General features: G+C 67.4%; 22 protein-coding genes and 1 pseudogene. 10 read left to right on the forward strand and 13 right to left on the reverse strand.

Annotation, left to right across the window (positions count from 1 at the left end; genetic code table 11):
• Positions 1–17: 17 nt before the first annotated feature.
• Positions 18–854, forward strand: coding sequence for a 16S rRNA (cytidine(1402)-2'-O)-methyltransferase (gene rsmI, locus ACNQVK_RS11205; RefSeq protein ID WP_418029575.1), 837 nt, complete (start codon positions 18–20; stop codon positions 852–854).
• Between the two features lie 65 nt (positions 855–919).
• The gene (locus ACNQVK_RS11210) at positions 920–1,285 is read left to right on the forward strand and encodes a hypothetical protein (protein ID WP_418029576.1); all 366 of its coding nucleotides are present in this window, start codon (positions 920–922) and stop codon (positions 1,283–1,285) included.
• On the opposite strand, the gene ACNQVK_RS11215 is transcribed toward ACNQVK_RS11210, so the two are convergent.
• The 5 genes from ACNQVK_RS11215 to metG form a co-directional block, all read right to left on the reverse strand.
• Positions 1,274–2,518, reverse strand: a complete 1,245-nt coding sequence (locus ACNQVK_RS11215) for an aminodeoxychorismate synthase component I (protein WP_418029577.1) — start codon at positions 2,516–2,518, stop codon at positions 1,274–1,276. The genes ACNQVK_RS11210 and ACNQVK_RS11215 overlap by 12 nt on opposite strands.
• Positions 2,519–2,538: 20 nt before the next feature.
• Positions 2,539–3,483 (reverse strand): RNA polymerase sigma-70 factor, encoded by a 945-nt coding sequence (locus ACNQVK_RS11220; RefSeq protein WP_418029578.1) that lies wholly within the window; start codon positions 3,481–3,483, stop codon positions 2,539–2,541.
• Positions 3,480–4,667, reverse strand: coding sequence for an NAD(P)/FAD-dependent oxidoreductase (locus tag ACNQVK_RS11225; protein WP_418029579.1), 1,188 nt, complete (start codon positions 4,665–4,667; stop codon positions 3,480–3,482). Before ACNQVK_RS11225 ends, ACNQVK_RS11220 begins: the two co-directional genes overlap by 4 nt.
• Before the next feature lie 98 nt (positions 4,668–4,765).
• A complete protein-coding gene (gene gdhA, locus ACNQVK_RS11230; protein ID WP_418029580.1) occupies positions 4,766–6,115 on the reverse strand; it encodes an NADP-specific glutamate dehydrogenase in 1,350 nt (449 codons plus the stop codon).
• Between the two features lies 1 nt (position 6,116).
• Positions 6,117–7,664: a methionine--tRNA ligase gene (gene metG, locus ACNQVK_RS11235; RefSeq protein ID WP_418029581.1), complete on the reverse strand. Its 1,548-nt coding sequence runs from the start codon at positions 7,662–7,664 to the stop codon at positions 6,117–6,119.
• A gap of 24 nt (positions 7,665–7,688) precedes the next feature.
• On the opposite strand from metG, the pseudogene ACNQVK_RS11240 reads away from it, so the two are divergent.
• The 3 genes and pseudogenes from ACNQVK_RS11240 to rsmA all read left to right on the forward strand — a co-directional run bounded on the left by ACNQVK_RS11240 (position 7,689) and on the right by rsmA (position 10,669).
• Positions 7,689–8,554 (forward strand): annotated as a pseudogene (locus tag ACNQVK_RS11240) (TatD family hydrolase).
• A gap of 85 nt (positions 8,555–8,639) precedes the next feature.
• Positions 8,640–9,767, forward strand: coding sequence for a transglycosylase family protein (locus ACNQVK_RS11245; RefSeq protein ID WP_418029582.1), 1,128 nt, complete (start codon positions 8,640–8,642; stop codon positions 9,765–9,767).
• Entirely contained in the window at positions 9,764–10,669 is a 906-nt protein-coding gene (rsmA, locus tag ACNQVK_RS11250; protein ID WP_418034106.1) for a 16S rRNA (adenine(1518)-N(6)/adenine(1519)-N(6))-dimethyltransferase RsmA, read from the forward strand. The genes ACNQVK_RS11245 and rsmA overlap by 4 nt, the downstream gene beginning before the upstream one ends.
• A gap of 58 nt (positions 10,670–10,727) precedes the next feature.
• On the opposite strand, the gene ACNQVK_RS11255 is transcribed toward rsmA, so the two are convergent.
• Positions 10,728–11,555, reverse strand: a complete 828-nt coding sequence (locus ACNQVK_RS11255) for a serine/threonine-protein kinase (protein WP_418034108.1) — start codon at positions 11,553–11,555, stop codon at positions 10,728–10,730.
• 94 nt (positions 11,556–11,649) lie between these two features.
• On the opposite strand from ACNQVK_RS11255, the gene ACNQVK_RS11260 reads away from it, so the two are divergent.
• The 3 genes from ACNQVK_RS11260 (at position 11,650) to ACNQVK_RS11270 (ending at position 15,354) form a co-directional block, all read left to right on the forward strand.
• Positions 11,650–12,618, forward strand: a complete 969-nt coding sequence (locus ACNQVK_RS11260) for a 4-(cytidine 5'-diphospho)-2-C-methyl-D-erythritol kinase (protein WP_209447086.1) — start codon at positions 11,650–11,652, stop codon at positions 12,616–12,618.
• A gap of 413 nt (positions 12,619–13,031) precedes the next feature.
• Positions 13,032–14,666, forward strand: coding sequence for a fatty acyl-AMP ligase (locus ACNQVK_RS11265; RefSeq protein ID WP_044520057.1), 1,635 nt, complete (start codon positions 13,032–13,034; stop codon positions 14,664–14,666).
• Between the two features lie 256 nt (positions 14,667–14,922).
• Positions 14,923–15,354 (forward strand): DUF4189 domain-containing protein, encoded by a 432-nt coding sequence (locus ACNQVK_RS11270; RefSeq protein ID WP_276128265.1) that lies wholly within the window; start codon positions 14,923–14,925, stop codon positions 15,352–15,354.
• A gap of 377 nt (positions 15,355–15,731) precedes the next feature.
• On the opposite strand, the gene ACNQVK_RS11275 is transcribed toward ACNQVK_RS11270, so the two are convergent.
• Positions 15,732–16,259 carry a DUF6611 family protein gene (locus ACNQVK_RS11275; RefSeq protein WP_418029583.1) on the reverse strand — a complete coding sequence of 176 codons (528 nt, stop codon included), beginning with the start codon at positions 16,257–16,259 and terminating at the stop codon, positions 15,732–15,734.
• Positions 16,260–16,367: 108 nt separating this feature from the next.
• Here ACNQVK_RS11275 and ACNQVK_RS11280 point away from each other — a divergent pair, with 108 nt between their 5' ends.
• On the forward strand, positions 16,368–17,402 hold the full coding sequence (locus ACNQVK_RS11280; protein ID WP_418029584.1) for a 4Fe-4S binding protein: 1,035 nt from the start codon (positions 16,368–16,370) through the stop codon (positions 17,400–17,402).
• A 69-nt stretch (positions 17,403–17,471) separates the two neighbouring features.
• Positions 17,472–18,557, forward strand: coding sequence for a hypothetical protein (locus ACNQVK_RS11285; protein WP_418029585.1), 1,086 nt, complete (start codon positions 17,472–17,474; stop codon positions 18,555–18,557).
• Positions 18,558–18,565: 8 nt separating this feature from the next.
• Here ACNQVK_RS11285 and pth read toward each other — a convergent pair whose 3' ends face one another.
• The 6 genes from pth to ACNQVK_RS11315 all read right to left on the reverse strand — a co-directional run bounded on the left by pth (position 18,566) and on the right by ACNQVK_RS11315 (position 22,900).
• Complete coding sequence (gene pth, locus ACNQVK_RS11290; protein WP_418029586.1) at positions 18,566–19,141, reverse strand: aminoacyl-tRNA hydrolase; 576 nt, start codon at positions 19,139–19,141, stop codon at positions 18,566–18,568.
• Positions 19,142–19,174: 33 nt separating this feature from the next.
• Positions 19,175–19,834: a 50S ribosomal protein L25/general stress protein Ctc gene (locus tag ACNQVK_RS11295; RefSeq protein ID WP_418029587.1), complete on the reverse strand. Its 660-nt coding sequence runs from the start codon at positions 19,832–19,834 to the stop codon at positions 19,175–19,177.
• 169 nt (positions 19,835–20,003) lie between these two features.
• Positions 20,004–20,876 (reverse strand): oxidoreductase, encoded by an 873-nt coding sequence (locus ACNQVK_RS11300; RefSeq protein ID WP_418029588.1) that lies wholly within the window; start codon positions 20,874–20,876, stop codon positions 20,004–20,006.
• 39 nt (positions 20,877–20,915) lie between these two features.
• Positions 20,916–21,560 (reverse strand): LpqN/LpqT family lipoprotein, encoded by a 645-nt coding sequence (locus ACNQVK_RS11305; protein ID WP_418029589.1) that lies wholly within the window; start codon positions 21,558–21,560, stop codon positions 20,916–20,918.
• On the reverse strand, positions 21,557–21,919 hold the full coding sequence (arsC, locus tag ACNQVK_RS11310) for an arsenate reductase (glutaredoxin) (RefSeq protein WP_418029590.1): 363 nt from the start codon (positions 21,917–21,919) through the stop codon (positions 21,557–21,559). The genes ACNQVK_RS11305 and arsC overlap by 4 nt, the downstream gene beginning before the upstream one ends.
• Positions 21,920–22,900 (reverse strand): ribose-phosphate diphosphokinase, encoded by a 981-nt coding sequence (locus ACNQVK_RS11315; RefSeq protein WP_418029591.1) that lies wholly within the window; start codon positions 22,898–22,900, stop codon positions 21,920–21,922.
• Positions 22,901–22,946: the final 46 nt, after the last annotated feature.

Below are 22,946 nucleotides of genomic sequence, written 5' to 3' on the forward strand. Positions count from 1 at the left end.
ATCGTAGGCTGTCGGTCGTGACACCCGGCAAACTACTGATCGGCGCCACGCCGCTGGGCCTGCCCTCCGATGCCTCTGCGCGGCTGGTCGAGGCGCTGCGCACGGCCGACATCGTGGCGGCCGAGGACACCCGGCGCGTCCGTGGCCTGGCCCAGTCGCTCGGCGTGCAGCCGTCCGGCCGGATCCTGAGCTTCTTCGACCAGAACGAAGCGAGCCGGGTGCCGGGCCTGGTCGAGGAGATCGCGGCGGGCGCGACGGTGCTGGTGGTCAGCGACGCCGGCATGCCCCTGATCAACGACCCCGGCTACCGCCTGGTCGCGGCCTGTGCCGAGGCGGATCTGCCGGTGTCCTGCCTGCCGGGGCCGAGCGCGGTGACGACGGCGCTTGCGGTGTCCGGGCTGGCCTCGGACCGGTTCTGCTTCGAGGGCTTCGCCCCGCGCAAACACGCCGCCCGGCTGGCCTGGTTGCAGACCCTGGCCGCCGAACCGCGCACCAGTGTGTTCTTCGAATCTCCGCGCCGGCTGGGCGAGACATTGCGCGACGCCGTCGAGGTGCTGGGCCCCGACCGCCGCGCGGTGGTGTGCCGCGAGCTGACCAAGACCCATGAGGAGATCCGCCGCGGCACCCTGGCAGAACTAGCCGAGTGGGCCGCCGACGGCGTGCTGGGGGAGATCACCGTGGTGCTCGCCGGGGGCACCCCGACCGTCGAACTGCCCGACCTGGTGGCCGAGGTCGAGGAACTGGTGGCCGACGGGATCCGGGTCAAGGACGCCTGTGCCCAGGTGATCGCCGCGAACCCGGGAGCGCCGTCACGGCGCGAGCTCTACGACGCCGTGCTGCGCGCCCGGGACTGAATATCCGTTTCCAGTCGCATATTTTGGTGCATCTGACGGTGCGAGGCAGCGGTTAGGGTTTCGGCATGGGTCCGGATTTCTCAACGGTCGATTCCGCGGAAAAGGCCGAACAGCTTTGTGCGCAAGGACAACTGGAGCGGATGTACCTCATGCCGGCCGAGTTCGGCGGGCAGGATCACGTTCAGAATGTGGTGTACTGCCCGCTCGGGTCAGCAGCGGCGAAGGCTGATGTCGATCTCAACATCATCGCCGCCCTCATCCAGGACGGGAAGGTTCAGGCGTACTCGGCTGTACCGATCTATGAAGGCAGCAGCTTCGTGCCCGTCGCTGTCGAAATATCCGCCTGGAACCCCGAGTCCCCGGACACCGGCGGGTTCAACGCGAGGGTCGCGATGTGGGGATCGGCCCTCCAGCCCGACTCAGCCCCCTGACGAAAGCTGGTGGCTCTGACCGGACAACTCGACGATCGACGCTGACTTGTGCAGGCACTCATCCCATTCCGCGTCGACGTCGGAGTCGGCGGTGATGCCGCCGCCGACTCCGAGGACCGCCGACCCGTCGGAACCGAACTCCACGGTGCGGATCGCCACGTTGAGCTCGCAGCCCGCCACGGGGGAGGCCAAACCGACGGTGCCGCAATAGACTCCGCGCCGCGCTGGTTCCCACTGCTGCAGCAGCTGGCGGGCCCTCCGCTTCGGGGTGCCGGTCACCGACGCCGGCGGGAAGGTGGCGTCGAGCAGTGCACTCGTCGGCGTGTGCACGGGAACCTGGGCGGTGACGGTCGAAACCAGGTGCCAGACTCCGGGCGCCGGATGAACCGCGAGCAGCTCGGGCACCGTCACACTGCCGGTGGTCGCCACCCGTCCCAGATCGTTGCGCACCAGGTCGACGATCATGACGTTCTCGGCGACGTCCTTGACCGAGGCCAGCAGAGCGGCCGGATCGGCCGAGGACGGCAACGTGCCCTTGATCGGGCTGGACGTGACCGCGGTGCCAGCCCGGCGCAGGAACAACTCCGGTGACAGCGAGGCCACCGCACCCCAGTCTCCGGCCACGTAGGCGGCCCGCGAGGGTGCTGTCCGGGCCACCGCCTCGGTGAAGAACTCGATCGGCTCGCCGTCGATGCGGCCGGTGAATCTGGTGCACACGCAGGCCTGGTACACCTCACCCGCCGCGATGGCCTCAAGGCAGGCCAGCACGCCCCGGCGGTGATCGTCGCGATCGGGGGCGACCCAGGTGAGGGCGTAGCCGTGTGGCCCAGTCGGCTCCAGCGCTCGCAGCCAGGCGGGAAGTTCTGCGCCACTGAGGCTTTCGAACCACCAGAGGCCTTCGGCGTCCTGGCGCAGCACGCAGTCCGACCAGCCGCCGGCGGCTACCGGGATGCGCGGGGGTTCACCGTCGGCGCCAGGGTCCGGGTAGCAGAGGTAACCGAACCAGCCGCCACCCACACTGCCCGCCGGTCCCGTGGCGTCCTGCGCCACTTCGAAGCAGGTTTCCGGGGCCACCGGGGCCACCGACAGCGAGGGTGCGATCACCGCACGTGAGCCGAACCAGTCGCCGATCACCGCGGCCGGCGGCGCCAGGCCCGCGGCCCGGGCCGCCGCGGCGACACCGCGCAACACCGCCGGGGCATCGCCCAGGGCGCCGAGCCGCTCGATCCGCATGCCACCAGCGTGGCAGAACCTCAGCGGCTGATCACCCGCGGGCTGTCCACGCCCGTCAGCTTGTCCGGATTGCGCATCGCGTAGAAGTGCGTGATCTTGCCGTCGATGACCTCGATGGTGAAGACCCCTTCCATCCCAGCGTCGCTGCGGATCATCACCGCGGGCTCGCCGTTGCAGGTGATGCGCTCGAACGTGAGCCCCGGGACCTGCTCGCCCGCACGGAACAAGCCGACCAGCATCGCCGCGACCTTCCGCGCGCCCACGACGGGCCGCCGGGCCGCACTGGCCTTGCCGCCGCTGTCGGCGGTGTACACCGCGTCGGGTGCCAACAGGGCCAGCAGCCCGTCCATGTCGCCAGTCGCCGCCGCGGTCAGGAACTCCTCGGTGACCCGGTTGGACTCGTCGAGGTCGACGGGCTCGAACCGCTTGCGCCGGGACTGCACGTGCTCGCGCGCCCGATGCGCCATCTGACGCACCGCGCTCGCGGATTTGTCGATGGCCACCGCGATCTCGTCGTGGCTGAAACCGAACACCTCGCGGAGCACGAACACCGCGCGCTCATCGGGTGTCAATGTTTCGAGCACCACCAGCATGGCCATCGAAACCGATTCGGCCAGAACCACATCCATTGACGGGTCGCGCGCGTCGCCGAGATTGTCGGCCGACAACAGCAGCGGTTCGGGCAGCCACGGACCCACGTATTCCTCACGGCGCCGCGACTGGGCCCGCAGGGCGTTGAGCGCCTGCCGGGTGACGAGCTGGGCCAGGAACGCCTTGGTATCGCGCACCGTTTCCAGATCGACCTCGGCCCAGCGCAGGTAACTCTCCTGCAGGACGTCATCGGATTCCGTTGCCGTCCCGAGGATCTCGTACGCGATGGTGAACAACAACGGCCGCAGCAGCGTGAACCGTTCGGCGTGCTCGTTCGAGTTCGAGGTCGAGTTACCTGCGCCAGAGGGGTTCATCGGACCAGTGTCCCCTGCTGTGCCTCGGCCAGTTGGCGTGCCCGGTTGTCACCCTTGAACCAGAAGTACGAGCCCGGCTTGACGCCCTCCTTGCGCAAGAACGTCAGGGTCGCCCGGCAGACCTGCTCCTTGAAGAAGGCGCCGGTCCGACCGCCGATGAAGACGCGGCGCGGGCTGTCGTCGGAGTGGCAGAGCTGCACCGTGCCGTGGCTCCGGCCGACGCTCACGCACTGCCCGGCGAAGGCCTGGTTGATCACCTCGGGCTCGGCGCCCGCGACGCGGGCCAGCACGGTGTTGGCGGCCTGCACCCCCAACGGGCCCGCCGACTGGCAGCTCATCCGCAGCGGAACCCCCGACGGTGAGGCCGCATCGCCGGCGGCGACGATGTGCGGGTCATCGACGCTGGTCAGGGTTTCGTCGGTGAGCAACCGGCCCAGCACGTCGGTGCGCAGCCCGCTGGCCGCGGCCAGACCGGGAACCCCGAACCCGGTGGTCCACACCGTCACCGCGCTGGGCAGCCGGTTGCCGTCGGCCAGGGTGATGGCGTCGGATTCGACCCCGGTCACCAGCACCTCGGGTCCGTCGATGATCGAGACGCCGAGCTTGGTCAGGGCCTTGACGATCGAGCGACGGGCGCCTGCGCCCACCGAGGCGCCGACCACATCGGTGACGAGCGTGACGTTGCGGCCTGCCTCGGCGAACTCGCTGGCTGCCTCGATGCCGGTCAGTCCGCCGCCGACCACGACCACCGGTGCCGACATCGGCACGTCCTGCAGCCGGGCGCGCAGACGCTGGGCCTGTTCCAATTCCGAAAGCGGATAAGCGAATTCCGCGGCACCGGGCACCGATGCGGGCACTCCGCCGGTGCTGCCGACGGCGTAGACCAGGTAGTCGTAGTCGAGCACCTCGCCGGACGTCAGCTGCACCTGCCGGATGTCGGCATCGATGTGCTCGGCGCCGTCGACCAGCAGCCGAACCCCACTGCCCAGCAGCGTGTCGTAGGCGGCGGTGGCGCCGTGGTTACCAGCGGCCAACTGGTGCAGCCGGATCCGCTCGACGAACTCGGGCCGCGGATTGACCAGCGTGACAGCCACTCCCGGTGTGCCCTGCAATCGGTTGGCCGCCAGCACCCCGGCGTAACCTCCGCCGATCACGATCACTCGGGTGTCCTGCGTCGCGCTCATGGTGTCTCCTCTCAAAGGCTTATGCCCTCAAGACACCGCGTAACCCGCGTTTGTGACAGCCGCGGGCGTTATGTGACCCACATCACCCGGTGGTGTTGCTAGACCAGGCCCAGGGCGAGCATCGCGTCAGCCACCCGGATGAAACCCGCGATGTTGGCGCCCGCCACGTAGTTGCCCGGCTGGCCGTACTCGTCGGCGGTGGTCAGGCAGCGGTCGTGGATGCGGCGCATGATCTCGGCCAGCCGCGCCTCGGTGTCGTCGAAGTTCCACGAGTCCCGTGAGGCGTTCTGCTGCATCTCCAGGGCGCTGGTGGCCACGCCGCCGGCGTTGGCGGCCTTGCCCGGGGCGAACTTGACCCCTGCCTCCTCGAAGAACTTCACCGCTTCGGGGGTGCACGGCATGTTGGCGCCCTCGGCCACGATCTGGCAGCCGGACTTGATCAGCGCGGTCGCGTCGGCGCTGGAGACCTCGTTCTGGGTGGCGCAGGGCAGTGCGATGTCGCACGGCACCTCCCACACACTGCGGCCGCTCACCACCTCGGCTGCGCCGCCGCGGGCCTCGGCGTAATCCTCGACGCGGCCGCGGCGCAGTTCCTTGATCTCTTTGAGCAGGTCGAGGTCGATGCCCTTGTCATCGCGCACATAGCCGCCGGAATCCGAGCAGGCCACCACGGTTCCGCCCAGGGCGTGCACCTTCTCGATCGCGTAGATGGCCACGTTGCCCGAACCGGACACCACTACCTGCTTGCCCTCGAAGGACTGTCCGTTCGACCGCAGGATCTCGTCGACGAAGAACACCGTGCCGTATCCGGTGGCCTCGGTGCGGACCTGGGATCCGCCCCAGGTCAGGCCCTTGCCGGTGAGCACCCCGGATTCGTAACGGTTGGTGATCCGCTTGTATTGGCCGAACAGGTAACCGATTTCACGCATGCCGACGCCGATGTCACCGGCCGGGACGTCGGTGTACTCGCCGATGTGGCGGTAGAGCTCGGTCATGAACGACTGACAGAACCGCATCACCTCGGCATCGGAGCGGCCCTTGGGATCGAAGTCCGATCCACCCTTGCCGCCGCCGATGGGCAGGCCGGTCAGTGAGTTCTTGAAGATCTGCTCGAAGCCCAGGAATTTCACGATGCCGAGGTAGACCGACGGGTGGAAACGCAGACCGCCCTTGAACGGTCCCAGCGCCGAGTTGAACTCGACACGGAAGCCCCGGTTGATCTGAGAGGCGCCGGCATCGTCCTGCCACGGCACCCGGAAGATGATCTGACGCTCGGGCTCGCACAGCCGCCGGATGATGGCGCCGTCGGCGTATTCGGGGTGCTTGGCCACCACGGGTCCGAGGCTGGTCAGCACCTCGTAGACGGCCTGATGGAACTCCTGCTCGCCGGCGTTGCGCTGCCCTACTTCCTCGTAGATCGCCTGCAGTTTCTCGTGTAGCACAGCCATGTCAGTCCATCTGGTAGCGGGGGAAAACCCCAGTCGGAGCGGGCAATTCGGTGCCGGGCTTGATCCGGGTACCGATCGAGTCGAAGTCGCGTGCGTCGGACGGCTGACCCAGCAGGTCGAGCAGCTTGGCCGTCGAGTCCGGCATCACCGGCTGCGTCAGCAGCGTGGCGATCCGCACAACTTCGAGCGTCGTGTAGAGCACCGTACCGAACCGCTGTTGGTCGGCCGGGTCCTCGGACTTGCGCAGCACCCACGGCTCCTGCGCGGAGAAATAGCGGTTCGCCGCGCCCAGCACCGACCAGATCGCTTCCAGCGCAAGGTGCATCGCCGGCACCTCGTAGTGCGCGCGCACCTGCTCCAGCAGCGCGTCGGCCGCGCTCAGCAGTGCCGTGTCGTCGTCGGTGAGCGTGCCCGGGTCGGGCACCACGCCGTCGAGGTTCTTGGCCACCATCGACAGCGAGCGCTGCGCCAGGTTGCCCAGCTCGTTGGCCAGGTCGGCGTTGATCCGGCCGATGATGGCTTCCTCGCTGTAGCTTCCGTCCTGGCCGAAGGACACCTCGCGCAGGAAGAAGTAGCGCACCTGATCCAGCCCGAACCGATCGATCAGGTCGACTGGATCTACTACGTTGCCCACCGACTTGCTCATCTTCTCGCCCTTGACGTTGATGAAGCCGTGCGCGAAAACCCGTTCGGGCAGTGCGATCCCGGCCGACATCAGGAACGCCGGCCAGTACACGGTGTGGAACCGGATGATGTCCTTGCCGATCATGTGCAGGTTCGCGGGCCAGTACTTTTGGAAGGCCTGCGACGCCTCGTCCGGGAACCCGACCCCGGTCAGGTAGTTGGTCAGCGCATCCACCCACACGTACATCACGTGGTCGGGGTGGTCGGGGACCGGCACGCCCCAGTCGAATGTGGTTCGCGAGATCGACAGATCCCTCAGCCCGCCGGAGACGAAGCTGACGATCTCGTTGCGGCGCACATCGGGCCCGATGAATTCGGGGTGGGCCTGGTAGTGGGCCAGCAGCCGCTCGGCGTAGTCCGACAACCGGAAGAAGTAGGTCTGTTCCTCGGTCCAGGTGACCGGCGTGCCCGTCTCGATCGCGGTGCGGGTGCCGTCGGGCCCTTCGGTGGTCTCGTCCTCGGCGAAGAAGCGCTCGTCGCGCACCGAGTACCAGCCGGAGTAGGCGCCCAGATAGATGTCCCCGGCCTCGTTCATCCGGCGCCAGATCTCCTTGGACGCCTCATAGTGATCGGCGTCGGAGGTGCGGATGAACCGGTCGAAGGAGATGTTGAGCTTCTCCTGCAGCCGCTGGAACACATCGGAGTTGCGGTTGGCGAGCTCGGCCGCCGAGATGCCCTCGGCCGCGGCCGTCTCGGCCATCTTCTGGCCGTGGACGTCGGTACCGGTCAGGTAGCGCACGTCGAAGCCGTCGAGTCGCTTGAAGCGGGCGATCGCATCGGTGGCGACGTACTCGTAGGCGTGCCCGATGTGCGGCGCACCGTTGGGATAGGCGATGGCCGTAGTTATGTAGAAAGGCTCACTCATTTGGTCCCACCTTATGGTGTTGCGGTGGGTTCGAAACGCTCAGCCAGGGAGAAGCCGCCAGCCCCCGAGCCGTTGGCTCCGCTGGTCGATGCACACACCCATCTGGACGCCTGCGGTGCGCAGACCGCTGAGGACGTCCACGCGATCATGGATCGTGCGGCCGCCGTCGGGGTGGGCCAGGCGGTCACCATCGCCGACGATCTGGACTCGGCGCGCTGGGTGACCACGGCCGTCGAGGCCGACGAGCGGGTGTTCGGGGCGGTGGCGTTGCACCCCACCCGGGCCAATGCGCTCGACGAGGCGGCCAAGGCGGAGCTGGAGCGGCTGGCCGCCCATCCGCGTGTGGTGGCGGTCGGGGAGACGGGGTTGGACCTGTACTGGCCGGGCAAGTTGGACGGCTGCGCGACGCCGGCCGAGCAGCGCGAGGGCTTCGCCTGGCACATCGACCTGGCCAAGCGCACCGGTAAGCCGCTGATGATCCACAATCGCGACGCCGATGCCGGGGTGCTCGACGTGCTGCGCGCCGAGGGAGCGCCCGAGACAGTGATCTTCCACTGTTTTTCGTCGGGACCGGAGATGGCCCACACCTGCGTCGAGGCCGGCTGGGTGCTGAGCCTTTCGGGCACGGTCAGCTTCAAGAATGCCTCTGAGCTGCGCGAAGCCGCCGGCTGATCCCGCCCGGCCAGCTGCTGGTCGAGACCGACGCGCCGTTTCTGACCCCGCACCCGTTCCGCGGAGCCCCGAACGAGCCGTACTGCCTGCCATACACTGTGCGGGCACTCGCGGAGTTGCTGGACCGGCCCGCCGAAGAGGTCGCGTCCGAGACCGCAGCCACTGCGGCGCGGGTGTACGGACTTAACGGGGAGTCGCCGGCTCTAGTTGCCGAGTGAACCCCTTTTCGTTACCGTCTTGTGATCAAACCTCAACCGCCGGCGGTGATCTATGCCGTCCGAACCGGAGAGAAACGCGAGAACCGTGGACGCGCTCAACAAAATTCATGAATCCCGATCACCGCTGCTGCGAGGCGTGGTGGGAGCCCTGCTGGTCACACTGACCGCGGCCGGGGGCTACGCCGTCGGATCGCACAAGACCGTCACGCTCAGTGTCGACGGCGCACCGATGACCGTGACGACGATGAAGTCCCGGGTGATCGATGTGGTCGAGGAGAACGGATTCTCGGTCGGCGATCGCGACGATCTCTACCCCGCTGCCGACGAGTCCGTGCACCAGGCTGACACCATCGTCCTGCGCCGCAGTCGGCCGCTGCAATTGTCGTTGGACGGCAATGACAGCAAGCAGGTGTGGACCACCGCATCGACCGTGGATGAGGCCCTGGCGCAGCTGAAGATGACCGACAAGGCGCCGGCCGCGGCGTCCCGGGGCAGCAGGGTGCCGCTGGGCGGCATGGCACTGCCCGTGGTGAGTGCCAAGACGGTCCGGATCGACGACGGTGGCGCCGTGCAGACGGTCCACCTGGCCGCCCCGAATGTGGCCGGCCTGCTCGCCGCCGCAGGGGCCCCGCTGGAGCAGAACGACACCGTGGTTCCGGCGGCATCGGCCCCGGTCACCGAGGGTATGCAGGTTCAGGTGACCCGCATGCGTATCGAGAAGGTCACCGAGCGGATGCCGCTGACGCCGGGCAACAAGCGCATCGAAGACGCCGAGCTCAACATGAGCCGCCAGATCGTCGAGGACCCGGGCGCCCCGGGCACCCAGGACGTGACCTACGCGGTGGCCAAGGTGAACGGTGTGGAGACCGGCAGACTGCCAGTAGCCAATGTCGTGATCGACCCGGCGCGCGACGGCGTGCTGCGGGTCGGAGCAAAGCCGGGCACCGAAGTCCCGCCGGTTACCAACGGCTCCGCCTGGGATGCGCTCTCGCAGTGTGAAGCGGGTGGTAACTGGGCTATTAACACTGGTAACGGGTTCTACGGCGGCGTTCAATTCGATCAAAACACCTGGGAGCGACAGGGTGGTCTGCGGTATGCTCCGAGGGCCGATCTGGCGACTAGAGAAGAGCAGATTGCGATTGCTACGGTGACGCAGGCCCGGCAGGGATGGGGAGCTTGGCCAGTGTGTAGTGGGAGGATTGGGGCGCGCTGACTATTCGACTGCTCGGGCGGACCGAGATACGACGCTTGGCGAAAGAAATCGACTTTCGGCCACGCAAGGCCTTTGGCCAGAACTTCGTTCACGATGCGAACACCGTTCGGCGCATCGTGTCGGCTTCCGGGATTCACCGGAGCGACCATGTGCTGGAGGTCGGACCGGGCCTGGGGTCGCTGACCCTGCCCCTGTTGGACCGTGGCGCCAGGGTGACCGCAGTGGAGATCGACCCGGTGCTGGCCAAGCAATTGCCGGCCACCATCGCCGATCACTCCCACAGCGAGATCAACCGGCTCACCGTCATCAACCAGGACATCCTGACGCTGATGCCGTCTGATCTGACCGATCAGCCGACCGCGCTCGTGGCGAACCTGCCGTACAACGTGGCGGTGCCTGCGCTGCTGCACCTGATGGCCGAGTTCCCGTCGATCCGGACGGTGATGGTCATGGTGCAGGCCGAGGTGGCCGAGCGGTTGGCGGCTGAACCCGGTGGCAAGGACTACGGCGTACCCAGTGCCAAGGTGCGTTTCTACGGAAATGTGCGCAGGCACGGAATGGTGTCGCCGACGGTGTTCTGGCCGATTCCGCGGGTGTACTCCGGACTGGTCCGCATCGACCGGTACGAGACATCGCCGTGGCCGACGGACGCCGCGTTCCGCGATGAGGTGTTCAAGCTCATCGACATCGGATTCGCGCAGCGGCGCAAGACCTCCCGCAACGCGTTCGCCGACTGGGCGGGTTCGGGCAACGAGTCGGCCGAGCGCCTGTTGGCCGCCAGCATCGACCCGTCGCGCCGTGGCGAGACGCTCGGCATCGCGGACTTCGTCCGGCTGCTGCAGCGGGCCAAGGAAGCCGAGGGCGAGGCTGCGGCAAAGGTCGAAGCGGCGCAACAGGTCTAGGTTCCTGCGTTCGATGTGAACAAGATCGCGAGATTCTTCGAGGATCTCGCGATCTTTTTCACATCGGGGACCCGATCGCGCCGGTGATCAAGCCGACGAACTCCGAACACGAGTCGTGGCGCCGGTCGGGTTCCTTCGCCATCGCCTTGGCGATGATCGAGTCCACCGCGTGTGGAATCCAGCTGCACCGCTGCGATATTCGTGGCGGTCGGCTGTACAGCTGATGGTCGATCAGGGCTATCGCGGTATCCGCGGTGAACGGTGGCGACCCGGTCAGCAGCTCAACTGTCGTGCACGCCAGTGCGTACTGGTCCGTGGCCGCCGACGGTGTTCTCCCGACCAGCAGCTCGGGTGCCGAATAGGGTAGTGACGCCTGGATATTCGGGTGCGGCTGGCGAGCCTGGCGGGTGATGCGCCGGGCCGGGTCGAGGCTCATCCGTCCGGAACGATCATGGGCCAGCCGGGCGGCGACATCCTCGGCCATGGAGTGCGCGACGCCGAAGTCGATCAGCACTGCCCTCGAAAACGGCTGATCGACAAGGATATTGGCGGGTTTGACATCGCAGTGCACGATTCCGCGACGGTGCGCCAGATCGAGCGCCCCCGCGATCTGGGTCAACGCGGTGAGCCGCTCCGGGATACCGGGCAGGGTGTTCACCGTTCCGCCGTCGAGGAACTCCATCGTCAGCCAGCCCGGGCCTGCCGCGTACACCGTGACGATGTGTGGGTGGGTGAGCTGACGGGCGAAGTCGAATTCGCGTTGCAGCCGGGCCAGGTGGGCGGGTTGGCGGTGCTGTTCATCGAGCACCTTGAGCGCGACGATGGCCCCGTCGGGATCGCGGGCCAGGTATACGACGGCGGAGCCGCCGCTCCCCACGACTTTCATCGCGGTGTATCCCGCGACGATCACCTCGGCTGAGGGCACCGTCTCAGCTTAGGTTCACCGACAACCACGGGTGAGCGGCGATAGTGTCGTGGCCGTGTCAGCATCCGACGGCAGTACCGCGTCCGAGTGGGTCCCCACCGGTTCTGTCACCGTGCGTGTCCCCGGCAAGGTGAATCTGTACCTGGCCGTCGGCGATGAGCGCGACGACGGTTACCACGACCTCACCACGGTGTTCCACGCCGTGTCGCTCCTGGACGAGGTGACGGTGCGCAACGCCGACATGTTGTCGCTGACGGTCGAGGGGGAGGGCGTGGAGTCGGTGCCCACCGACGAGCGCAACCTGGCCTGGCGCGCCGCCGAGCTGCTGGCCGAGCACGTGGGCCGGTCGCCGGACGTGTCGATCAGCATCGACAAGTCGATCCCGGTGGCGGGCGGCATGGCCGGCGGCAGTGCCGACGCGGCCGCGGTACTGGTGGCGATGAACACGCTGTGGGAGCTCGGCGTGCCCAGGCGCGATCTGCATGCCCTGGCCGCACAGCTGGGCAGTGACGTCCCGTTCGCGCTGCACGGCGGCACGGCGCTGGGCACCGGCCGGGGTGAAGAACTGGCCACGGTGCTGGCCCGCAGTACCTTCCACTGGGTGCTGGCGTTCGCGCACAAGGGCCTGTCCACCCCCAAGGTGTTCGGCGAACTGGACCGGCTGCGTGCGGACACCTCGACAGGAGGCCCGCCACGGGCCGAGGAGCCCGAGCCCGTACTGGCGGCGCTGGCGTCCGGTGATCCGGCCGAACTCGCCGCGCTGCTGGGCAACGACCTGCAACCGGCAGCGCTGAGCCTGTACCCCGACCTGCGCCGGACGCTGCGTGCCGGAGTGGAGGCCGGCGCGCTGGCCGGCATCGTGTCCGGGTCGGGTCCGACGTGCGCGTTCCTGTGCCCGTCGTCGACGTCCGCGGTGGACGTCGGCGCCGAGCTGGCCGGTGCGGGTGTGTGCCGGACGGTGCGGGTGGCCAGCGGGCCCGTGAGCGGTGCCCGGGTCGTACCGGAGCCGTCGACGTCGGCCTGAGCACTGTGGTCATTCGCCGTTTTCGACGCCAGGGCTGCCGGACTCCGTGCAGGAACAACCCCTGGGTGGAAAACGGCGTACTCCTCGCCGCTAAACCTGCTGAGACTGTGACACAGACCTCAATTAACGCGAGGGTTTGGCCAGTTACTTAAGGGTCTCTTAAGATGAGCGACGGTGAATGCTAGCGATCTTGCATCGGATGCGACTTGTGCGCCCGCCGCCCGTCACGGTGGGCGGTCGCGGAGCTGTACACCCGGTACTGGGGCATCACCTTTTCGAGACATAACTGCTCCCCAATCGTGTGCGCGCGCCTACCCAAAAGCGGTGCGCAGCGGGCGGAGCATGGATAACCGGGCAACTGCACCTGGCGCACTGTCGCTGGTGTCGGAGCCGCGGAAGCCAAGGAGGTCGTCGTGAGCAGATTCACCGAGAAGATGTTCCGCAACGCTCGGGAGAGCAAGCGCGGAATGGTCACTGGTGAGCCGCATGAGCCGGTTCGCCACACCTGGGGTGAGGTTCACGAGCGGGCCCGGCGCATCGCAGGCGGTCTGGCCGCCGCGGGTATCGGTCACGGCGACGCCGTCGGCGTGCTGGCCGGCTTCCCCGTCGAGATCGCGCCGACCGCGCAGGGCGTATGGATGCGCGGCGCGAGCCTGACCATGCTGCACCAGCCGACCCCGCGCACGGACCTGGCGGTGTGGGCCGAGGACACCATGAACGTGATCGGCATGATCGAGGCCGACGCCGTCATCGTCTCCGAGCCGTTCCTGGTGGCCATCCCGGTGCTCGAGGAAAAGGGCATCAAGGTCGTCAAGATCGCCGACCTGCTGGCCGCCGACCCGATCGACCCGGTGGAGACCGGCGAGGACGATCTGGCGCTGATGCAGCTGACGTCCGGCTCGACCGGGTCTCCTAAGGCAGTCCAGATCACGCACCGCAACATCCACTCCAACGCCGAGGCGATGTTCATCGGTGCGGAGTACGACGTCGACAAGGACGTCATGGTGAGCTGGCTGCCCTGCTTCCACGACATGGGCATGGTCGGCTTCCTGACCATCCCGATGTACTTCGGCGCCGAGCTCGTCAAGGTCACGCCGATGGACTTCCTGCGCGACACGCTGCTGTGGGCCAAGCTCATCACCAAGTACAAGGGCACCATGACCGCGGCGCCGAACTTCGCCTACGCGTTGTTCGCCAAGCGGTTGCGCCGTCAGGCCAAGCCGGGCGAGTACGACCTGTCCACCCTGCGGTTCGCGCTCTCGGGTGCCGAGCCGGTGGAGCCGGCCGACGTCGAGGACCTGCTCGATGCAGGTAAGCCGTTCGGCCTGCCCTCCTCGGCGATCCTGCCGGCCTACGGCATGGCCGAGACCTGCCTGGCCGTGTCGTTCTCCCCGTGCAACGCCGGCCTGGTGGTCGACGAGGTCGACGCCGACCTGCTGGCCGCGCTGCGCCGCGCCGTGCCCGCCACCAAGGGCAACACCCGCCGGCTGGCCTCACTCGGCCCGCTGCTGAAGGACCTCGAGGCCCGTGTCGTCGACGAGCACGGCGACGTGATGCCCGCCCGCGGTGTCGGCGTCATCGAGCTGCGCGGCGAGTCGCTGACCCCCGGCTACATCACCATGGGCGGCTTTCTGCCGGCCCAGGATGAGCACGGCTGGTACGACACCGGCGACCTCGGGTACATCACCGAAGAGGGCAACGTCATCGTGTGTGGTCGCGTCAAGGACGTGATCATCATGGCCGGGCGCAACATCTACCCGACCGACATCGAGCGTGCCGCCGGCCGTGTCGAGGGCGTCCGCCCGGGCTGCGCCGTCGCGGTGCGGCTGGACGCCGGGCACTCACGTGAGACCTTCGCCGTCGCCGTGGAGTCCAACGCCTGGCAGGATCCGGCCGAGGTGCGTCGCATCGAGCACCAGGTGGCCCACGAGGTGGTCTCCGAGGTCGACATGCGTCCGCGCAACGTCGTGGTGCTCGGGCCCGGCAGCATCCCGAAGACCCCGTCGGGCAAGCTGCGTCGTGCCAACTCGGTCTCCCTGGTCACCTAGCCTTCAGCTTCTTTTGCACCGCCAGCGTGCGTGCCGCAGCGCGGCACGCCGCTCGCGGGCAACACTTTTGCGCGCTAGCGCGCGCCTTCTGCCGTGCGCTATCACGACACGCCAGATCTTGGCGGGCTTTTCATGAAATCAGTTTGCGCTCGGCCTGAATCGGCGATGAATGCAACGACAGCACAGTCAATTTGCTCATCGTTCATGCATTGTTTGCGTATTCTGACGCTGAAACCACTTTGAAGAGAGGACCGGAATGGTCAAATCCCGATGGGTTTCGGCGATCCTGGGCGCGGGCGTTATTGCCGCCGGGATTACCGCGGGCACCGCGTGGGCGGGCGGACCCGGTGGTTACGTCGAAGACCCCGAAGACATTTTTGCTGCAGTCGGCACCGGCGAATTCATCGACACCATAGCGGGTTTCACCGCTACCGGTGATACGAGCGAAGAGGCCTCGGCGGCGGTGATCGCCGCCTGCCAGAACGCGGGAGGTGTGGAGTGCACCGCTGACGAGGTGACCAACGACAACCTCTGCATCGTGTCCGTCGCTAGCCCCAGCAACCACGCGGTGGCCGGCGGAGCCGGGGCGACGGTCGAGGCTGCCCGCCAGGACGCATTCAACCGGGCGGCGGCGAACAACACCCCGCTCGATGCGGATTCCCCCGTCGTCGTATCGGCCTGCCCGTGATGAGCGCGCATGGCACTTCGGGTGTGGCGGTCGTAGCCCGGAAAGGGAAGGACAAGATGACTGGTCGCGGCAAGTTTGCATTCTTGTTGGCGAGTTTGGCTGCCGTATCGGTCGTTTCGGCTCCGGTCGCGAGTGCCCGACCGACCTGTCAGGACACGGCCACCAAGACGATCTGCACGACCAATGGCAGCACCTCGATCAAGGCCAGGCCGGGAACCACGGCGCCGCCGGCCAATCAGCCGGTGTTCCCGTGGCTGGGCATGCCCGGGGCTCGCCGCTAGCCACTGGCCGAGTCGGTACAAAGCACCCGCGAGCGGGCGCGTCCTTCTGTGACGCGCCCGCTCGTGGCTGTGACGCCCCTGTCGTTTGCGTCCGAATCAGTTGCTGTGCTGGGTATCTGCGGGCTTGTCGGCATGCATCCGGTCATAGACCCGCCACCAGATCAGCTCGTGGTCGACGGCGGTGATGTCCCCGCGATCGCGGCACTCATCGGCGTGTAGCAACTCCGCGGCCAGCACGACCAGGCGCTCGCGGGCGGCTGCCGACCCCGGATCGTCGCAGCCGGCCATCGTCGCCGCACTCAGTGTCCGCACGCGGTGGTACGTACTGCCGGACAGTCCGAGCGCGACGGCTCCGGTGGTGAGGAACACCGCGGTGGACACGCCGAACGCCGCCCAGGGCGACATCTGCCCGCCCAGCCACAGCTGGCACAGCAGCCACACGAACATTCCCCACAGCGGCCAGCCTCGGGCCACTCGCACGAGGCGGCGCTCGGCGGTGCCGATGCCGGGCGGGTACACCACCAGCCGGTAGTAGGTGATGCCGAAACGGCCGGGCCTGACCTGCACGCAACCCCACGCCCGGGAACCGTCGAGCAAGGGGCTCAGTAGCCGGATGCCGTCCATATATCGGGTGTACCCGCTGCGAACGCGCCTGCATCCGGCCCGAACGGTTTCTTTACGCCGATGAGGTGGATCCTTGCGGGCTGAGTATAGATAACTATACTCAGCACGATGACGCCGAAACTCCCGCCCCGCCTGGCTGACCACCCGACTGTCCGCGCGGTGCGTGCCCGTCCGGAAGCGGCGGTTCCGGACGTCATCAACGCCGACTGGCTGCGGGCGTTGTGCTTGGACGCCGGGGCTGACGACGTGGCCTTCGCCGGCGCGGACGACCCCGCCCTGGCGACTGAGCGCGAACATGTCGAGGCGGCACTCCCCGGGGTCTGCAGCTACATATCCCTGGTCGTGAAGATGAACCGCGACAACGTCCGCTCGTCCACCCGCAGCGTGGCCAATCAGGAGTTCCACCGCAGCGGGGAGGTCATCAACGAGGCCGCCCACCGGATCACCCGTGCCCTGGAGGACGCAGGCCACCGCGCGGTGAACCCGTCGGCGACCTTCCCGATGGAGATGGACAGGTACCCCGGGCGGATCTGGGTGGTGGCGCACAAGCCCGTCGCGGTGGCCTCGGGCCTGGGGGTGATGGGAATCCACCGCAACGTGATCCACCCCAGATTCGGCAACTTCATCCTGCTGGCCACCATCCTGGTCGGCGCACCGATCAGCAGTTACGGCGTGCCACTGGACTATTCGCCGTGCCTGGAATGCAAGCTGTGTGTTGCGGCCTGCCCGGTCGGGGCCATCGGCAAGGACGGTGAGTTCGACTTCGTCGCCTGCTCGGTGCACAACTACCGCGAGTTCATGGGCGGGTTCACCGACTGGGCGCAGACCATCGCCGACAGCAGTGATGCGGCCGACTTCCGATCCCGGGTCAGCGATTCCGAGAATGCGTCGATGTGGCAGAGCCTGTCGTTCAAGGCCAATTACAAGGCGGCGTACTGCCTGGCGGTGTGCCCGGCGGGCGAGGACGTCATCGAGCCCTACCTGGACGACCGCAAGGAGTTCATGGACCGGGTGCTCAAACCGCTGCAGGACAAGCGGGAAACGCTGTACGTACTGCCGAACTCGGCGGCCAAGGCGCACGCCGAGAAGCGGTATCCACACAAGACCGTCAAGGTGGTGGACAGCGGAATCCGGGGTGTCTGAGCAGCCGTTGGAATCACCGTGAGCGCAATGCCCGACCGGTCATCCCGCGACGGCTAACGTGGCGCGACAATGGCGACACAGCAGGGTGACTTTCGGCTGTGGGCATTTGGTGATGCCCACGTCGGGACCGACAGGCAGTTCGGCCGGGAGAGTCTCGCCGAGGCCATCCGGCAGTCGGAATTCGGTGGAGCGCAAGGTGGTCCGCCGTTCGACTGGGACGTCGCCGTCGACGTCGGTGACATGTCCGGTGCCCATCACAGCCTGCCCGACGACGCCGAGGGGCTGGAGGTCCGCCGGCAGCTCTCGGCGCTGCGCAAGCATCGGCGCGAGGACGTGTACTCGGTGTGCGGAAACCACGACCGCAGCGGCCTTTCCGAACCCGACGCCTGGTGGTGGCAGAAATGGATCGATCCGCTGGGCGTGCACACCGCTCACTCCGGCGTCGACGCCGCTGCCCGGCGCTACCAGGTCAGAGGGACCTGGGAACGCTACTCGTTCCGGGTGGGCAACCTGCTCTTCCTGATGCTCAGCGACCGCAACGAGCCGTCGCAGACCGTCGGGCGGGGCACGCTCGGCGGTAACCCCGGTGGGGTGGTCTCCGCCGAGACATTCGAGTGGTGGGCGAACATGGTTGAACAGAACCGTGATTCGATCGTCATCACCGTGCACCACTACGTGCTCAAGGACACGACGGTGGCCTCAGGGGAGTGGGAGGGGGTGCGCCGCGGCGCGGACGGAGAACTCTACGAGCACTACCATCGCCCGTTTCTGGATGGGACACCGCAGGGCGCGTCGTACTTGTACTGGGTCGGCGGCAAGCCTGACTCCGGGGCCTTCGAGCGGTACCTCACCGAACACCCGGGTGCGGTCGCGCTGTGGTTGGCCGGTCACACGCACACCAACCCCGACGATGCCCACGGCGGCAAGACTCATATCGAACAGTCTTGGGGTGGAACCTATTTCATGAATGTGGCGTCATTGAGTCGCCACCACATGCCGATCACGACCCTGCCGATCAGCCGGCTGCTCACATTTCGCGCCGACAGCCAAGAGGTGCGGGTGCAGTGCTATCTGCACACCGACCAGCATGCGCCGCAGGGCTGGTACGCCCCGGCGGAGCGCACGCTCACCCTGGATCGGCCGTTCCGCTGGTGACGCGGAAATCACCAGGCGTGCACGGTGTTCTGAGCCGGTTCCAGGCCCTGTGCGATCAACAGCTCGGTGGCGTCGGCGGCCTGCTCGCAGATGGTCGGCACCTCGGCACGTTCGGCGGCCGTGAAGGTCTCCAGCACGAACGCCGCCGGATCCTTGCGGCCCGGCGGGCGGCCCACTCCGATGCGGACCCGCTGGAAGTCCTTGCTGCCCAACGCTGATGCCACCGAACGCAGCCCATTGTGGCCGCCCTCGCCGCCACCGATCTTGAGCCGGATCCGGCCGAAGTCGATGTCGAGCTCGTCGTGGATGACCACGATCCGGGCCGGCGGCACCGAATAGAACTTGGCCAACGGCCCGACCTGACGGCCGGACTCGTTCATGTAGCACCGAGGCTTGGCCAGTACCACCGGCGCCCCTGCGAGCCGGCCGGTGATCACCTCGGCACCGGATTTCTTGTGCACCTTGAAGGCCGAGCCGATGCGGGCGGCCAGTACATCGGCCACCATGAACCCGATATTGTGCCGGGTCTTGGCGTAGGCGGGCCCGGGATTTCCCAGGCCCACCACCAGCAGCGGCTCGGCCATTCGAGGAATGTCCTGCGTGTCTCGAGTCGGTGACTACTCGGCGGCTTCGGCTTCGGCGGCTTCGGCGGCCGGCTCCTCGGCCGGGGCCTCAGCGGTCTCGCCGGCACCCTCGGCCTCGAGATCCTCGGCGCTCGGGGCCTCGACGATGTTGACCACGAGCAGCTCGGGATCCGACACCAGCGAAACACCGGCGGGCAGCTCGATCTGGCCGGCCAGGATCTGCGTTCCGGCCTCGATGCCGTCGATCGACACGGTCAGGTGCTCGGGGATCGACAGGGCCTCGGCCTCGATCTCGATGTGGTTGGCGTCCTGGGTGACCAGGGCGCCCGGGACGGCGTCACCCTCGACGGTGACGGAGACCTCGACGGTGACCTTCTCGCCACGACGCACGACGAGCAGGTCGGCGTGCTGGATGTTGCGGCGGATCGGGTGGATGTCCAGCGCCTTGGTCAGGGCCAGCTGTTCCTTGCCGTCGATGTCGAGGGTCAGCACGGCGTTGGTGCCGGAGTGGCGCAGCACCGCGGAGAACTCGCGGGCGTTGATCTCCAGGTGCTGGGGCTCGGTGCCGTGGCCGTAGAGCACGGTGGGCACGTTGCCGTCACGGCGGGCCTGACGCGAGGCGCCCTTGCCGGTGCGGGTACGCACGGTGGCGGTGAGCTTGTTGGGGACGTTCTTGGCTGCGGCCTTGGCCATGATGTTGCTCCTCTAATTGCGGTACTGCGGTCAGATCGTCAGCACGGCAAGGGTCACAACACTCAAAGAAGTTCCCGCCGATAACGGTGGTCCAGAAGGTCCACCCTCGCCGTGACGCCAGGTCAGGGTAGCAAAGACGGGGCCGCCGCCAAAAATCGGCGCCGGAGGGCTACAGCGGGTACGTGGTCTTGGTGAGCTGCTCGGACAGCTCCCACAGCGCCTTCTGGGTGCCCACCCGCTTGGCCAGCGGGCTGCGCCCGACCGGCTGGCTGGGGCCGAACTGGCCGAACCGGGGCCCGATGAAGCTGTCTCCGGGAACGTCCTGGGACGCGGCGAACAGCGTCTGACGTGCGCCGAACGACGGTTCGCTGGCGAAAACCCGGTTGGCGGCCGCCATCATGCGGGCGCCGAACTTGTTGCCGGTCTGGCCCTGCAGGTTGGTGGCCGAATAGCCGGGGTGGGCGGCCAGGGCGCGCACCGCCGAGCCGGATGCCGTCAGCCGTCGCTGCAGCTCGGACGTGAACATCAGGTTGGCCAGCTTGGACTGCCCGTAGGCCAGCCACGCCGAGTACGGCCGCGACTTCCAGTTGAGGTCCCGCAGGCTGATCTGCCCGATCCAGTGCATCAACGACGACACCGTGACCACCCGGTCGGTGATCTTGGGCAGCAGCAGGTTGGTCAGCGCGAAATGGCCGAGGTGGTTGGTGCCGATCTGGCTCTCGAAGCCGTCGGTGGTCCGGCTCAGCGGGACCGCCATGATGCCGGCGTTGTTGATCAGCACGTCGACGCTCTCGACGGTGTCGGCGAACTCGTGCACCGAGGCCAGGTTCTGCAGGTCGAGCTTGCGTACCTCGACGATGCCGCCCGTCATCGTCTCCGCGGCCGCGGTGCCCTTCTCCAGGTTGCGTACCGCGACGGTGACCTTGGCGCCGACGCGGGCGAGCTCACGCGCGGTGACGAGCCCCAGCCCGCTGTTGGCGCCGGTGACGATCACCCGGCGGCCGGTAAACGATGGCAGGTCGGCGCTGGTCCATTCGCTCATGCTGACCACCCTACGGTCGCGCCGGCACTTCTTCGCGCTTCACTTCTTGGCGACGTTGAAGCCCGCGATGATCGATTCGATGTCCGGTCCCTGGGCCGCGGCCTCGTCGGCGTAGGTCGTCACGGTCAGCTGGATCAGGTACCGCTGCGGGGGCTGTAATCCGTCATTGGCGATGATGACGCGGTTGTAGCTCTGCATGCGCTTGCCGTTGAGGTCGTAGCTGCCCTCGATCATCGCCGACGGAAAGCCCTTCCAGTCCGCGTTGGATGCGTTGAGCTGCTTGAAGTTCTCCGACAACTGGGCATCGGCGTAACCGTGGTCTTTGAGGGCCTTGGGCACGTCGAAGTCGCCGTGCAGGGTGAAGGCCAGCATCATCGCGGTGGGGTAGGTGTTCCCCTTGGCGATCATCCGGGTACCCGGGGCCAGGTTCGGATTGTTGTAGGTATGCCATCCCGGAGGGCTCGGCATGGTGACGCTCAGGTGGGGGATCTTCTCGGGTGCGATCGGCTCGCCGACGACACCGGAGTCCTCCAGGAACTGCCACAGGGGTACCGGCTGGTTGTCCGCAGGGGCGGCCGGTGTAGTCGAACTCGTCGTCCAGATCGACTTGTAGTCAGGCGTTTCCGCGCCACAGCCGGTGACCAGGACCGCCAGTGCGCCGGCCGTGGCGAGCAACCGCTTCACAGAATCTCGCGCACCGAATCGATCGGCCGGGCCAGCCGGGTGCCGTTGTCCGTGACGACGAACGGGCGCTCGATCAGGATGGGGTTCGCGGCCATCGCATCGAGCAGTTCCTCGTCGGATGCGTCGGCCAAACCCAGCTCGGCGTACAGGGATTCGCGCTTGCGCACCGCGGTACGCACGTCGACCCCAGAGGCTTTGATCAGCGCGGCGATCTCATCACGCGTCGGCGGCGTCTTGAGGTACTGCACGACCTCGGGCTCGATCCCGTTCTCGCGCAACAGATCCAGGGTCTTGCGTGAGGTCGAGCACTTCGGGTTGTGGTAAATGACGGCGGCGGGCCGCCCATCAGATTCAGCCATCTAGGCGGACCCGTCGAACAGCCCGGTCACCGAACCGTTCTCGAACACCGCACGGATGGTGCTGGCCAGCAGCGGCGCGATGGACAGCACGGTCAGCTGCGGGAACTGCTTGTCGTCGGTGATCGGCAGCGTGTTGGTGACGATCACCTCGCGGGCGCCGCAGTCGGCCAGACGCTGGGCAGCCGGATCCGACAGCACGCCGTGGGTCGCGGCGATCACCACGTCCTTGGCGCCGTCCTCACGCAGCAGCTTGACCGCGCCGGCGATGGTGCCGCCCGTGTCGATCATGTCGTCGGTGAGGATGCAGGTCTTGCCCTTGACGTCACCGACGACACGGTTGGCCTTGACCTGGTTGGGCACCAGCGGGTCGCGGGTCTTGTGGATGAAGGCCAGCGGCACGCCGCCCAGCGAGTCGGCCCACTTCTCGGCGACGCGCACCCGGCCGGAGTCCGGCGACACCACGACCACGTCGCTGTCGGCGTAGTTCTCGGCGATGTAGCCGCACAGCAGCGACTGGGCGCGCATGTGGTCCACCGGGCCGTCGAAGAAGCCCTGGATCTGATCGGTGTGCAGGTCGACCGAGACGATGCGGTCGGCGCCGGCGGTCTTGAGCAGATCGGCGACCAGGCGGGCCGAGATGGGCTCGCGGCCGCGGTGCTTCTTGTCCTGACGCGCGTAGGGGTAGAACGGCAGGATCGCGGTGATCCGCTTGGCGCTACCGCGCTTGAGCGCGTCGATCATGATGAGCTGCTCCATGAGCCACTGGTTCAGCGGCGCGGGATGGCTCTGCAGCACGAACGCGTCGCAGCCGCGCACGGACTCGTCGAACCGGACGAAGATCTCGCCGTTGGCAAAGTCACGGGCGGTCTGCGCGGTGACCTCGATACCGAGTTCTTTGGCCACTTGCTCTGCCAGTTCCGGGTGCGCGCGCCCCGAGAACAGCATCAGGTTTTTTCGATTGTCGGTCCAGTCCGTGGCCACTTGGCTGCCTTCGCGGTTGGGGATCGATACGGAGCAATCGTACGTA

Origin of the sequence: Mycobacterium sp. 134 (assembly GCF_048282715.1) — a bacterium.
In the GTDB taxonomy this organism is placed as follows: domain Bacteria; phylum Actinomycetota; class Actinomycetes; order Mycobacteriales; family Mycobacteriaceae; genus Mycobacterium; species Mycobacterium septicum.